10 protein-coding genes and 2 tRNA genes are annotated in these 12,432 nt (G+C 63.5%); 9 read left to right on the forward strand and 3 right to left on the reverse strand.

What is annotated here, in order from left to right:
* Positions 1–12: 12 nt before the first annotated feature.
* Both ndk and IE053_RS12100 read left to right on the forward strand, forming a co-directional pair.
* A complete protein-coding gene (ndk, locus tag IE053_RS12095; protein ID WP_189576326.1) occupies positions 13–435 on the forward strand; it encodes a nucleoside-diphosphate kinase in 423 nt (140 codons plus the stop codon).
* 109 nt (positions 436–544) lie between these two features.
* Positions 545–1,069 (forward strand): hypothetical protein, encoded by a 525-nt coding sequence (locus IE053_RS12100; protein WP_189576328.1) that lies wholly within the window; start codon positions 545–547, stop codon positions 1,067–1,069.
* On the opposite strand, the gene IE053_RS12105 is transcribed toward IE053_RS12100, so the two are convergent.
* Positions 1,018–1,806, reverse strand: coding sequence for a TrmH family RNA methyltransferase (locus IE053_RS12105; RefSeq protein WP_189576330.1), 789 nt, complete (start codon positions 1,804–1,806; stop codon positions 1,018–1,020). The genes IE053_RS12100 and IE053_RS12105 overlap by 52 nt on opposite strands.
* A 99-nt stretch (positions 1,807–1,905) precedes the next feature.
* On the opposite strand from IE053_RS12105, the gene IE053_RS12110 reads away from it, so the two are divergent.
* The 3 genes from IE053_RS12110 to IE053_RS12120 all read left to right on the forward strand — a co-directional run bounded on the left by IE053_RS12110 (position 1,906) and on the right by IE053_RS12120 (position 3,132).
* Positions 1,906–1,991: transfer RNA gene (locus IE053_RS12110), tRNA-Tyr, on the forward strand.
* A 144-nt stretch (positions 1,992–2,135) separates the two neighbouring features.
* Positions 2,136–2,993: an acyl-CoA thioesterase gene (locus IE053_RS12115; protein ID WP_229786208.1), complete on the forward strand. Its 858-nt coding sequence runs from the start codon at positions 2,136–2,138 to the stop codon at positions 2,991–2,993.
* 64 nt (positions 2,994–3,057) lie between these two features.
* Positions 3,058–3,132: transfer RNA gene (locus tag IE053_RS12120), tRNA-Val, on the forward strand.
* Between the two features lie 516 nt (positions 3,133–3,648).
* Here the strand turns inward: IE053_RS12120 and IE053_RS12125 are convergent.
* Both IE053_RS12125 and IE053_RS12130 read right to left on the reverse strand, forming a co-directional pair.
* Positions 3,649–4,377: an SDR family NAD(P)-dependent oxidoreductase gene (locus IE053_RS12125; RefSeq protein WP_189576977.1), complete on the reverse strand. Its 729-nt coding sequence runs from the start codon at positions 4,375–4,377 to the stop codon at positions 3,649–3,651.
* A complete protein-coding gene (locus tag IE053_RS12130; RefSeq protein ID WP_189576334.1) occupies positions 4,377–4,541 on the reverse strand; it encodes a DUF2256 domain-containing protein in 165 nt (54 codons plus the stop codon). Before IE053_RS12130 ends, IE053_RS12125 begins: the two co-directional genes overlap by 1 nt.
* Before the next feature lie 125 nt (positions 4,542–4,666).
* Here IE053_RS12130 and IE053_RS12135 point away from each other — a divergent pair, with 125 nt between their 5' ends.
* From IE053_RS12135 to IE053_RS12150, 4 genes are all read left to right on the forward strand, one after another.
* On the forward strand, positions 4,667–6,274 hold the full coding sequence (locus IE053_RS12135) for a M28 family peptidase (protein WP_189576335.1): 1,608 nt from the start codon (positions 4,667–4,669) through the stop codon (positions 6,272–6,274).
* Between the two features lie 45 nt (positions 6,275–6,319).
* On the forward strand, positions 6,320–8,008 hold the full coding sequence (recN, locus tag IE053_RS12140) for a DNA repair protein RecN (protein WP_189576338.1): 1,689 nt from the start codon (positions 6,320–6,322) through the stop codon (positions 8,006–8,008).
* Positions 8,009–8,016: 8 nt separating this feature from the next.
* A complete protein-coding gene (gene ligA, locus IE053_RS12145) occupies positions 8,017–10,158 on the forward strand; it encodes an NAD-dependent DNA ligase LigA (protein ID WP_189576340.1) in 2,142 nt (713 codons plus the stop codon).
* A gap of 168 nt (positions 10,159–10,326) precedes the next feature.
* Positions 10,327–12,432, forward strand: a complete 2,106-nt coding sequence (locus tag IE053_RS12150; RefSeq protein WP_189576342.1) for a toll/interleukin-1 receptor domain-containing protein — start codon at positions 10,327–10,329, stop codon at positions 12,430–12,432.

Raw genomic sequence — 12,432 nt, forward strand, 5'->3', positions numbered from 1 at the left:
AAGGGACCAGACATGGCCACCGAACGCACTCTTTCCATCATCAAGCCGGACGCCACCGCCCGGAACATCACCGGCAAGATCATCGACAAGCTCGAGACCGCCGGCCTGCGCATCGTTGCGCAGAAACGCATCAAGCTCTCCGAAGAGCGCGCTGGCGAGTTCTACGCCGTCCACAAGGACCGTCCGTTCTATAACGACCTCGTGAGCTTCATGGCTTCCGGCCCGGTCGTCGTCCAGGTGCTCGAAGGCGAGAACGCCATCGCGAAAAACCGCGAAGTCATGGGCGCCACCAACCCGAAGGAAGCCGCTCCGGGCACCATCCGCGCTGAGTTCGCCGAATCGATCGACGCCAACTCGGTGCACGGTTCAGATGCCCCGGAAACGGCCAAGGAAGAGATCGCTTTCTTCTTCTCGGACGACGAAATCGTAGGATGAATGCAGTAATACTGCGTTAATCTTTTCACGATCGTTCGAATTTGCGCGATCATCGCACGCCTCTTGCATTTGTACGGGCAGGAGGCGTGCAACGATGAAGACGCGCAATATGAAACTGATAACGGCCCTGGCAGTGACTGCCACGATGACGATGGGTTCCGCCTCGCTGGGCGAAGGTGTCGTGAATCCGTTTGGCGGTGCCGTGGATGCCGTGCCGATGACCGACGCGATGCTGGATGCGGCGCGGGCCTTCGAGAAGGTGGACGTCAACCGCGACGGCATCATCGACGAAGACGAATATGCCGCCCGGCGGGTGGTCTACGCCCAGCTGGCCCGTTTCAACCGTCAGATCCCCATCGATGGCCAGAGCCTGATCCGGATCCCGGTTCCCGAGGACATCCCGAATTCGATGGGCGCCGCGGAGCGTGCGGCCCTCGATGCAGTGGCCCGCCGCGACTACCACCTGCGCGTGATGGCGAAGGACGGCCTCGACCAGTCAGCATGGCAGGATGCTCGCCTCGAAACCTTCTCCCTGGCCGATGGCAATGGCGATGGCGAGCTGCGCGATGGGGAACTGACGGTTTATGCCAAGTTCCTCTCCGGCGAACTCGCGCCAGGCGTCCCGGCCACCTGATTCGTGACGGCGTAGAGCGCGACGGCTGCGGCCGTCGCGACATTCAGGCTTTCCACCTCTTCGGCGAGCGGGATCGACACGAGCGAATCGCAGTGTCCCCGCACGCCCTCCCGCAAGCCCTTGCCCTCGGCCCCCATGACCAGCGCGAGCGGTCGTGACGTCCCGAATTCGGGCAGGGGGACAGCGCCCTCGCCAGCAAGACCGGCGACTTCGAACCCCATATCCTTCAGCGCTTCGAGCGAACGGCTGATATTCACGGCACGGACGACCGGCATGGTCTCGAGCGTCCCGGCCGCGGCTTTCGCCAGCGCCCCGGCGAGGGGAGGGGTGCGCCGGTCCTGGACGATGACGGCCTGTGCCGAGAAGCCCGCTGCGACGCGCAGGATGGCGCCAATGTTCTGGGGGTCCGTCACCTGGTCGAGGACGACGACGGGGCGGCCAGTTCTGGCCGAGCAGGCTTCCTTCAGCCGCGCACGGGGCAGGTCGGAGAAGAGCCCGGCAATGCCCTGGTGCACGGCGCCGGGGTGCAGCAGCTTGTCAATCTGGTGCGGTTTCAGGCTTTCGGCGGAGCCTGGCACCTTGTGCTGCTCGGCCAGCCATGCGGCGGCGTTCTCGGTCAGCACCAGCCGCTTGAGGTCGCGGCGCGCATTCTTGAGTGCCGCCAGCACGGCGTGGCGGCCATAGAGCCAGACGGGCCCGTCCTGCCGGGGCTTTTCGGAGCGGCGGTTGTTCTGCATCGGCGCCTCCTGCCGAAAATCTGTTCAGGAAGGAAGAGGAAGCGGTTGCGCGTCCGATTTCATTTCGCTAGTGCGCGGCTTCGCCCTCGGGCGGCCTATGGAGAGGTGGCCGAGTGGTTAAAGGCAGCAGACTGTAAATCTGCCCGCGTATGCGTACGCTGGTTCGAATCCAGCCCTCTCCACCATCATCCCACCCACACGAGACGATGAGGCTGATGCCCCGGCGCCGGCGCGTTCGGTGTCCAGGCGGCCTGTCTGCATAGCCTCGGTGATTTCTGCGGCTCTTGCCGGACTTGATCGGGCGCGCGATCCGGCGCACCTCGATGTCCATGACCGAGCAAGCCCAAGCCCTTCTCAAACTCCTTGATCTCGAGACGATCGACCGTGACCTCTACCGGGGTGCCCGCGATCCCGAAGCCCATGGCCGGATCTTCGGCGGGCAGGTGGTGGCGCAGGCCCTGATGGCCGCCTCCCGAACGGTTGATCCCGAGCGCAAGGCGCACTCGCTTCATGCCTACTTCGTGCGGCCCGGCGATGATGCCCGCCCGGTAATCTACTATGTCGAGCGCGATCGTGATGGCGGCAGCTTCTCGAACCGCCGGGTTGTCGCCAAGCAGGGCGGCGAGACGATCCTCAACATGATCGCCTCCTTCCATATCGAGGAAGAGGGTCTTCAGCATCAGGAGGAAATGCCGGACGTTCCGGACCCGGAGGACTTGCGCTCCGATGCGGAGATCGCGCCGGAGCTCACGCACCTGCCCGAGGGCTTCCGTGCCTTCATGCAGCGCGAGAGGGGGGTCGAGCTGCGCCGGGTCTCGACGGATGCGCTTTACGGCAAGAAGACCGCCCCCGAGCAGCAGATGTGGTTCAGGCTCAAGGCAGCAACGCCCGACGACCCGGCCGTCAGCCGGGCCGTGCTGGCCTATGCTTCGGATTTCGCGCTTCTCGGCACGGCGATGCTGCCTCACGGGCTTCACTGGACGAACAAGGGCCTGCGCTCGGCGAGCATCGACCACGCCGTATGGATGCATGCCGACCCGCCCGTCGGGGAGTGGCTCCTCTACGCGATGGATTCAGGCTGGTCCGGCGGCGCAAGGGGGCACGCCCGCGGCCGGATCTTCACCCGCGATGGCGTGCTCGTGGCTACGACGGCGCAAGAGGGCCTGATCCGGTACAAGCCGGGATAAAAGGCGCGATTTAGGGCTTGAGCCTGCCGGTCCGTTTCGCTATTGGCGGCTCTCCGAATGGAACGCGCGTATAGCTCAGCGGTAGAGCACTTCGTTGACATCGAAGGGGTCCCAAGTTCGATCCTTGGTACGCGCACCATTCGAGGACGATTTCGCGAAGCGAAAACAAAACGTCCGGGGGACGTTTTGTAGTCCGAGAATGCGGCGGCAGCCGCTCGGTAGCTAGACCCATAGTCTTCTTCATGTCCTCGAATGGTTTGTTCTCTTGCCTCACGGCGCGTGGCGCCTCCGGCGGGGCGGCCTTTGGCCGACGCCCGGTCGGGCGTTTGGGCGCGGAGCTTTGTTCGTTGGCGCTACCGTCGGCCTGACCGGCCTCCTATTTGAGCGCTGGCTCGACTGCGCCGCTCTGCGGCTCCGCTCGCGCTCTCAGCGGGACCGAGCGGGTTTTGAACCTCGAGAAAGCTGCGGCAGCAGCTTGGCAGCCAGGCCTAATCTCTCCATCAGCCTCTCGAATGGTTTGTTCTCTTGCCTCACGGCGCGTCGCGCCTCCGGCAGGGCGGCCGCTGGCCGACGCCCTGCGGGGGCGAAGCTTCCTTTTCCGGACGCATTTGGGGAGAAGGAGGTCGGGATGTCCGCGCATGGTCCTCGGCCGGGTCTAGAACTCGATGCGCTTGCCTGAGTAGTCGAAGCAATTGCCCGATTGCTCCGGCTGCAGGCTGTCGAGGACCTTCAGCATCTCGCCGGTGGAGTATTCGGGGGTGAAGAGCTTGCCCTCGGGCACATTGCCTTGGAACGGCTCGGAGAGCGAGGTATCCACCGTGCCCGGATGGATGCCCGCAATCACGGCGTTCCTGTTCTTCCGCGCGACCTCGATGGCGATGTTGCGAAGGAGCATGTTGAGCGCTGCCTTCGACGCGCGATAGCTATGCCAGCCGCCGAGACGGTTGTCGGAAATGCTGCCGACCCTGGCCGAGAGCGCGGCAAAGACCGAACGTTCCTTGTCGAGATGATTGACGCTCGCCTTGGCAATGAGGGCCGGAAGCAGGGCGTTGATGCGCATGACTTCGAGAAAGGCATCGCCGGTGAGCTGTCGCAGCGCCTTTTCGGGGCTGTAGCCCTCGCCGTGCAGCGTGCCCGTCGCGACGATGACGAGGTGAAGCGGCTGGCCCGCCGCCGCTTCCTCGGCGGCCTTTTGGATCGAAGACTCACTGGCCGGGTCATAGGTGATGCTGCGGGCGTCGCCTTCCAATGGCCTGCGGGAGAGCGCGACGATCTCGCCGCAAGCGGGATCTTCGGAGAGGTGCTTGACGAAGGCCGCGCCGATACCGCCGGACGCGCCCCAGACGGCGGCACGAAAGTCTTGCGGAAAGCTCTGGAGTCCCATCACGCTGTCTCCCTCTTGCGCTCGCGCCGGCAGCGGTCGGAGCAGTACTGGACCTCGTCCCACACGCGCTCCCACTTCTTCCGCCAGGTGAAAGGCCGCCCGCAGGTCTTGCAGACCTTCTCGGGCAGGTCCCGTTTCGCCACCTGTTTGCCGTTACGCTTCATGGGAAGGAGGTAACGCCTGAGGCGCGGCGCGGCGACGCTTCATCCTGCCGCGCATGGACGCGGCTCAAGATCGCCGCTATCAGCCTTTATCGGTTTGCGATGAATACGCGTCACAGGAGGTCAGTTTGACCAATCTCTCGTTCCCCCGCGCAGCCGCTGCGCTGCTCCTCTCGGCCAGCATCGCCGCATGCGCCACGGTCAATCCCTACGGCGAAGACCTGAGCACGCGGCTCCAGAACCATGTTACCGTGCTGGCGTCGGATGAATTCGAGGGCCGTGATACCGGCGAGCCGGGCTTCGACAAGGCTGCCGAATATGTCTCCACCTTCTACGCAGCATCGGACATCGACCCCGCAGCACCCGGCTACCGCCAGCCAGTTCCGCTGCACCGGGTAAACCCGTCCAGCATCGAAGGCGAGCTGACGATTGTGTCCAAGGGCTCGGAGATCGACCTGATCGAGGGGGAGACGGTGGCCTTCTATCCGCCGTCTGATGGCATGGGCGAGGAGTATTCCGCAGCAGCCAGCGGCGGCATCGTTTTTGTCGGTGACGGTATCGTCGCCCCCGAACTTGGCCTCAACGCCTATGAGGGCGTCGATGTCGAGGGCAAGATTGTCATGATGTTCCAGGGCGCGCCGCAGATCGACGACAACCCGTCCTCGGTCCACCTTCGCCGCTTCGATACCAAGCGTATGGAAGCGGAGAAGCGCGGCGCTGTTGGCATTCTCTATCTTGACGCCACAGACCGGGCGATTGCCCGCTTCGCCCGCTTCACCAACTCGGACAGTCCGGGGCAGATCACCCTCGGTGCAGGCTTCGACACGCCGATGCCGGTGGCGCTGCTGGGCCTCGAAGCCGCAGCCAAGCTGATCGAGGACGCTGGCTATGATTTCGACAGCGTCGTCGAAAAAGTGAAGGCCGGAGAGGCGGAGAGCTTCGAGCTCGATGCGACGGCCATGCTCCAGACCTCGGCCAGTTCGGAGCCTGTGAATGCATATAATGTCGTCGGTGTCATTCCGGGTACGGATCCGGACCTGCGCGATGAAGCTGTCGTCCTGACGGCTCACCTTGACCATGTCGGCATGTGCCCTGACGACGATCCCGAGACGGACGATATCTATAACGGCGCGCTCGACAACGCGACCGGTACGGCCATCATCATGGAGGCGGCCGCCCGGATCGCGAAAGAAGGCGGTAACGCCCGCACCGTGATTGTCGCAGCCCTGACGGGCGAGGAGAAGGGCCTTCTCGGCGCCGCGCATCTTGCGCGCAATGTCGAAGAGCTTGGCTACACGCCGGTGGCCAACGTCAATATCGACATGCCGGTGCTCGTCTACCCGCTGGATTCGATCATCGCGTTCGGCATGGAGTACTCTTCGCTCGAGCAGCCGTTCAAGGCGGCCGCCGACGAAGTTGATCTCTTCGCCTCGCCCGACCCGGTGCCGCAGATGTCGCTCTTCGTGCGCTCGGACCACTATCGCTTCGTGCAGCAGGGCATCCCGTCGCTGTTCCTGTTCAGCGGGATGGAGGGCGAGAACCTCCAGAACTTCCAGACCTTCATGTCCACGCACTACCACAAGCCGTCGGACGACCTGAACCTGCCCATAAACTGGCAGGACGCGGCGAAGTTCTCGGACCTGACCTTCGGCCTCGTGACCCGGATCGCGAACGATCCGGTTCGCCCGACGTGGAACGAGGGCGTTGTCTTCGCCCCGGACGAGCCTCAGGGCTGAGGCCAGTTGACCCGAGGGTCGGTTCGGACTGTATGACGAGGCGTCATGCTGATCGAACTGACCATTCAGGACATCGTTCTGATCGACCGCCTGACCCTCCGCCTCGGCGGGGGGCTTTCGGCGCTCACGGGTGAGACCGGCGCGGGCAAGTCGATCCTCCTCGACAGCCTCGGTCTTGCCGTGGGCGGGAAGGCCGAGAAGGGTCTCGTTCGCGCAGGCGCGGATCGAGGCGTCGTCTCGGCAGTTTTCGACGTGGGCGAGAGCCACCCCGTCTGGGCCCTGCTGGACGAGGCGGGCGTCCCCGCCGAGGACGACCTCATCATCCTGCGCCGTGTGCAGAATGCCGATGGCAAGTCTCGCGCCTTCGTCAATGACCAGACCGTACCCGTAAGCGTGCTGCGCCGCATCGGACAGAGCCTGATCGAGGTCCACGGCCAGCACGAAAGCCAAGGGTTCCTCGACCAGTCCGTGCACCGCACATTGCTCGACGATTATGCCGGGCTGACGAAGCAACTCTCCGCCACCCGGACGGCCTGGCGCGACCTCAAGGCCATCCGACAGGAAATTGCCGAGCGCGAGGCGCAGCAGGATGCCGCGATCCGTGAGGCTGATTATCTCCGCTTTGTTGCCGATGAACTGGAGAAGCTCGACCCGCAACCGGGCGAGGAAGCCGAGCTGGCCGAGAAGCGCGCCAAGCTGATGGCGGCGGAGAAGGTCTCGGAGGATCTCTCCTCGGCCATCGCCGCGCTCGGGGATGACGGCCTCGAGGCGAAGGTGTCCTCCGCAGCCGGACGGATCGAACGCGCCGCGTCGCGGCTGGACGAGGATGCAGCCGAGCCATTGACCAAGGCGACCGCGAGGCTCGATGCGGCACTGAGCGAATTTGCCGAGGCGCGGTCGGCCTTGCTCGATGCTGCCGAGGCATTCGTCCGCGACGAGAACGCGCTCGATGAAACCGAGGAACGTCTCTTTGCGCTGCGCGCCGCAGGCCGGAAATATGGCCGCGCGCCCGATCTGCTCCATGCCTATGCGGAAGAGGTCCGCAGGCAGCTCGAACTGCTCGACGAGGGCGAGGCGAGCTTCGGCGAACTGCGGGCTCGGGAGAAGATGGCTGCGGAAACCTACCGGAAGGTTGCAGAGGAGCTCTCGGCCAAGCGCCAGAAGGCTGCGGGCAAGTTCTCGAAAGCTGTCATGGCCGAGTTGAAACCGCTCAAGCTCGACAAGGCACAGTTCAAGGTCGTGGTCGATCCGAACCCTGACCAGCAGGGCGAAGGAGGCTTTGACCGCGTCGCATTCGAGGTTTCGACCAACCCCGGCGCGCCGTTCGGTCCGCTGAAGCAAATTGCCTCCGGCGGCGAACTCAGTCGCTTCGTCCTTGCGCTGAAGACTATCCTGACGGCAAAGGACGGTCGTTCCGTCATCGTGTTCGACGAGGTGGATTCAGGCGTCGGCGGCGCCGTGGCTGATGCCATCGGCGAACGTCTTGCCCAGATTGCTGGTGATGCCCAGACGCTGGTCGTCACGCACTCTCCACAGGTTGCAGCCCGGGCTCGCAGCCATTTCAAGGTCGAAAAGGCCGGCAAGAAAACTGTCAAAACAGATGTTCGCCTGCTGAGCGATGACGAGCGCCGTGAGGAGATCGCGCGGATGCTCTCCGGCGCGACGGTAACTGACGAAGCGCGCGCTGCGGCAACCAAGCTCCTCGATGCAGGGCGGGCGGATCAAGCGGCTTAAGGGCTGTCATGAACGAAAAAACGATGACCGAAGCCGAGGCCGCGAAGCGCCTCGAAGAGATTGCGCTCCTCATGGAACAGGCCGACCGGGCCTATGAGGAAGCTGACCCGATCATGACGGATGCGGAGTATGATGCCCTGCGGGCCGAAAACCTCGCGCTCGAGAAGCAGTTCCCCCACCTCAAGAGGCCGGACAGCCCATCGGAGAAAGTCGGGAGCGTGCCCTCCGGCCGGTTTCCGAAGGTGCGCCACGCCCGGCCCATGCTCTCGCTTGACAATGCGTTCACGGATGAAGATGTCTTCGACTTTGTCGAGCGTGTCCGCAGGTTCCTCGGGCTCGACGACAACGAGCCGGTCGTCATGGTCGCGGAGCCCAAGATCGACGGTCTTTCCGCCAGCCTTCGCTACGAGCAGGGAAGGCTCGTCACTGGTGCGACGCGCGGCGATGGCACGATTGGCGAGGACGTCACACCAAACCTCATGACCGTAGAGGGCATTCCGCACACGATCGAAAACGCGCCTGATGTCGTTGAGGTTCGCGGTGAGGTGTACATGTCGAAGCCTGACTTCGCGGCGATGAACGCAGCCTTGGAGGAAGCAGGCGAGAAGACCTTCGCCAACCCGCGCAACGCTGCTGCGGGATCGCTGCGCCAGAAGGACAGCACGATCACAGCAAGCCGCCCGCTCAAGTTCTTCACTCATGGCCTTGGCGAACTTTCCGAGCCGCTGGCTGATACCTTCTCCGGTTCCATCGCGGTCCTCGAGACACTCGGATTCCCGGTAAATCCGCTCGCAAAAATCTGTGAGACGACGGACGAAGCGCTGGAGCACTACCGCAGGATCGAGGAGCAGCGCGCGACGCTGGATTACGATATCGATGGCGTCGTCTATAAGGTGAACCGTCTCGACTGGCAGGAAAGACTGGGCTTTGCTGGCCGGTCGCCCAGATGGGCCATCGCGCACAAATTCCCGGCCGAGAAAGCCACGACGATCCTTGAGCGGATTGAAATCCAGGTCGGGCGGACCGGCGCCCTGACACCTATCGCACGGCTTGCGCCGGTCACGGTCGGCGGGGTCGTCGTTTCGAACGCGACCCTCCACAATCAGGACGAGATCGAGCGTCTTGATGTCCGTGAAGGGGATACGGTCGAGATCCAGCGTGCAGGCGACGTGATCCCGCAGGTCCTGCGGGTGATCCCCGAAAAGCGGCCAAAGGACGCAAAGCCTTTCGTCTTCCCGGAAACCTGCCCTGCCTGCGGCTCGCCGGCCGTCCGTGAGCTGAACGAGCGGACAGGAGAGCGTGATGTGGTGAGACGCTGTACCGGCGGCCTGATCTGCCCGGCCCAGGTGGTGGAGCGGCTCAAGCATTTCGTCTCCAAAGGCGCGATGGACATCGAAGGCTTGGGGGAGAAGCAGATCGAGGAGTTTTTCAGGCTCGGCATCGTGCGCGAGCCTGCCGACATTTTTACGATCGAGGAGCGTGAGCGTGCCGGTACCTTCGACGTAGACGGAAGGTCACCGCTGAAGAGCTACAAGAAGAAGACGGTTAAGGGCGAAACCGTGCTGACCGACGAGGTGACGAACCAGAAATCGCTCGACAACCTGTTCGCTTCGATCGAGGCCGCGCGGAGAAGGCCACTCGGCCGGGTCATTGCCGCACTGGGCATCCGTCATGTCGGTTCGATCACGGCCAATCTCCTCGCCCAGCGCTACCCTTCCAAGGAGGCCTTTCTCGAACTGGGGGAGAAGCTCCAGGATCCGGAGAGTCCGGCCCGCGCCGAGCTGATTTCCATCGACGGCCTGGGTGAGGCGGTGGCCGATGCCCTGCGTGATTTTTTCGCCGAAGAACGCAACGTCGCCGCCGTGAAGCGGCTCTTTGCGCAGATCGACCCCGAGCCCCCCGAAGCGGTTGCCGAAGATGGGCCCCTTTCCGGCAAGAGCATCGTTTTCACGGGCTCCCTGTCCGAGATGACCCGCGATGAGGCGAAAGCCATCGCAACCCGTCTCGGTGCCCGCGTCGTCAGCTCTGTCTCCAAGAAAACGGATATCGTCGTCGCAGGGGACAAGGCCGGCTCGAAGGAAAAGAAGGCGCGTGAGCTGGGCCTCGAGGTCTGGGACGAGGCCAAATGGCTCAGTGTCGCGCGCTCCTGATTTCCGCGCGGCGCCTAATAGATGAGAAAAGATAACCTTCTATCCATTTCGGCGCAGAAATGGATAGCGTAATGCTGCGCCTGCTATAAGCAAAGATGGTTGTTTTGCACGTCCGATCATTGATGACAGAATGACGCATGGTTAAGACTGTGCTGCAGGGAGGGCAGTATGGTCGACGTCTTCGTCTCCTATTCACGGGAGGACAAGGAGAAGGTCCGCATTATTGCGGAAGAACTCCAGCGCGCCGGCCTAAGGGTATGGTGGGACCCCCATATCAAGACCGGCGCCGGTTTTCGCGAAGAGATCACCCAGAATCTTACCGCCGCCCGGGTCGTCGTCGTTGTCTGGTCGAGGACGTCCGTGGCATCGCGCTTCGTCTGTGACGAGGCTGACGAAGGCGCGCAATACGACCGCCTCTATCCAGCGCTGGTCGACCTGGTCGATATCCCACTCGGGTTTCGACAGATCCAGACCCACGACCTGACCCGTTGGCATGGCAGCCGGAACGATAAGTCGCTCAAGGAATTCATCGCGACCGTGGCTGAAGGTGCGAAGAGCAGTGCCCCGCGCCGGCCGACGCCCGCTCCGCCACCCGAGAGGCCGGCCGAACCGGCGCCGAAGCCCAAGAGAAAACCAGCACCCGCTCAGCGCAAGTCGCGGCACGCTGCAGCTCCGAAGCGCCGCTATACCGTCACTGGACGGAATATCCGTCTCGCGTTGGTGTTCAGGTCGTTGCTGATGGCAGCGCTTATCACTGCCGGTTTTGGTGCTCTTGCCTACACATCTGATTTCGTTTTCCCATCCCTCAGGCCGGTCCTGATCGGCGCTGTATTCCTGCTGACCTTCTTCTCGCGCTATGTCAGCTTTCTCGCCGACAAAGCGATGGGCGGTGCCGCTTCGCTGAAGCTGTTGTCAGGATCGTTCCTGACGCTTCTCTTCTTCGGGGCCTTGTTCATTGCACCGATCATTACCGAAGGGCGTATCTATGCGAGCGCGCTTGAGGAGGTGAAGGTAGAGGGCATCGAGGGGGCGGATATCAACTCCGTAGCCATCTCAGGTGATGGCAGGCTGATGGTGACGTCCTCGGACGATAGCCAAGCCCGGCTCTGGAGTGTTGATACGGGTGTTGGGCTGGGCGTGTTCCCCAATCACGAAAATTGGGTCTGGCACGCTGATTTCAGCCCTGATGGCGAGGAAGTGGTGACTGCTTCCCGCGATCTCACGGCACGGGTCTGGTCCGTGGCGGGGCAGAAGGAGCGCCTCGTCCTCGATGGGCACCGCGCGACGGTCTATGTCGCAAAGTTCTCACCGGACGGCGAGACGATAGCCACGGGATCGGGCGATGGCGATATCCGCGTCTTCAATGCCGAAAGCGGGGAGCTGCTCGGCACCATGTCGGGGCACAGTGACGATGTCCGCTCGCTCGCCTTCTCGCCGGACGGCCGGTATCTGGCTTCGGCGTCGGCAGACGGGACGGTCCGCTTGTGGAACGCCCTGAGCCGTCGCTTCATCAGGATCGTCGGAAGGGCCGACCCGTGGAACGAGGTCGCTTGGGACGAGGCGGGTACGCGTCTCGCCGCCGCGGGAGACAATGGCTCGGTCATCGTCTGGAATCCGTCCGGCACGCGCCTGATGCAAACTTCCGTGCCCGGAAAGGCATTTGGCCTGGCGTTCACCCGCAAGGACAGCCAGCTCGCCGTTGGGAGCATCGACAGCCTTGTCCATATTCTCGATGCCCGCTCAGGCGATGAGCTGCTGACGCTGGCTGGTCACGAAGATGCGGTCAGGGACGTCACGGCCCGGCCGGGCGAGCCGATCCTCATCTCGGCCTCGCGGGACAACACCGCGCGAGTCTGGAGCGCGGTGAGCGGGGAGGAAGAGCAGATCGTCGGCCACATTGAATCGGCGGTGAAGCTGCCCGTCCCGATCGACCTGCCCCCTGTCGCGATGGCTTCCCGTGCACCGACGCCAATGGACTTCGCCGAAAATCGTCAGGACACGCCGTTCCTGATCGGCAAGGGCTTCGCCACTGCCGTTGCGCTCCTGATGACCGGTCTGCTGCTCAAGGCGCTGTTCTCTGTGACGCCGCTCAGGAAAATGGCGAGGCTGATGATCCCGGCGCTGACTGGGCTTGGCGTCGTCTACTACCTTGCGCTAATGCTCTCCGCGCTCCCTGTCGAGGCGAGCATGCTCTGGGGCACGCTCCTCTTCGTCCCGGCGGCAGTCTTCGCGCTCTTCCGCTGGCTTCTCGCCGTGTCGCTGTTCAAGCGCTGA

Origin of the sequence: Parvularcula lutaonensis (genome assembly GCF_014651915.1) — a bacterium.
Lineage (GTDB): Bacteria > Pseudomonadota > Alphaproteobacteria > Caulobacterales > Parvularculaceae > Parvularcula > Parvularcula lutaonensis.

Bases quoted from the DNA above. Each gene is read 5' to 3' on its own strand.
- IE053_RS12150 (WP_189576342.1), top strand. From the start codon at position 10,327: ATGGTCGACGTCTTCGTCTCCTATTCACGGGAGGACAAGGAGAAGGTC.
- ndk (WP_189576326.1), top strand. From the start codon at position 13: ATGGCCACCGAACGCACTCTTTCCATCATCAAGCCGGACGCCACCGCC.
- IE053_RS12130 (WP_189576334.1), bottom strand. From the start codon at position 4,541: ATGAAGCGTAACGGCAAACAGGTGGCGAAACGGGACCTGCCCGAGAAG.
- IE053_RS12100 (WP_189576328.1), top strand. From the start codon at position 545: ATGAAACTGATAACGGCCCTGGCAGTGACTGCCACGATGACGATGGGT.
- IE053_RS12125 (WP_189576977.1), bottom strand. From the start codon at position 4,377: ATGGGACTCCAGAGCTTTCCGCAAGACTTTCGTGCCGCCGTCTGGGGC.
- recN (WP_189576338.1), top strand. From the start codon at position 6,320: ATGCTGATCGAACTGACCATTCAGGACATCGTTCTGATCGACCGCCTG.
- IE053_RS12115 (WP_229786208.1), top strand. From the start codon at position 2,136: ATGACCGAGCAAGCCCAAGCCCTTCTCAAACTCCTTGATCTCGAGACG.
- IE053_RS12105 (WP_189576330.1), bottom strand. From the start codon at position 1,806: ATGCAGAACAACCGCCGCTCCGAAAAGCCCCGGCAGGACGGGCCCGTC.
- ligA (WP_189576340.1), top strand. From the start codon at position 8,017: ATGAACGAAAAAACGATGACCGAAGCCGAGGCCGCGAAGCGCCTCGAA.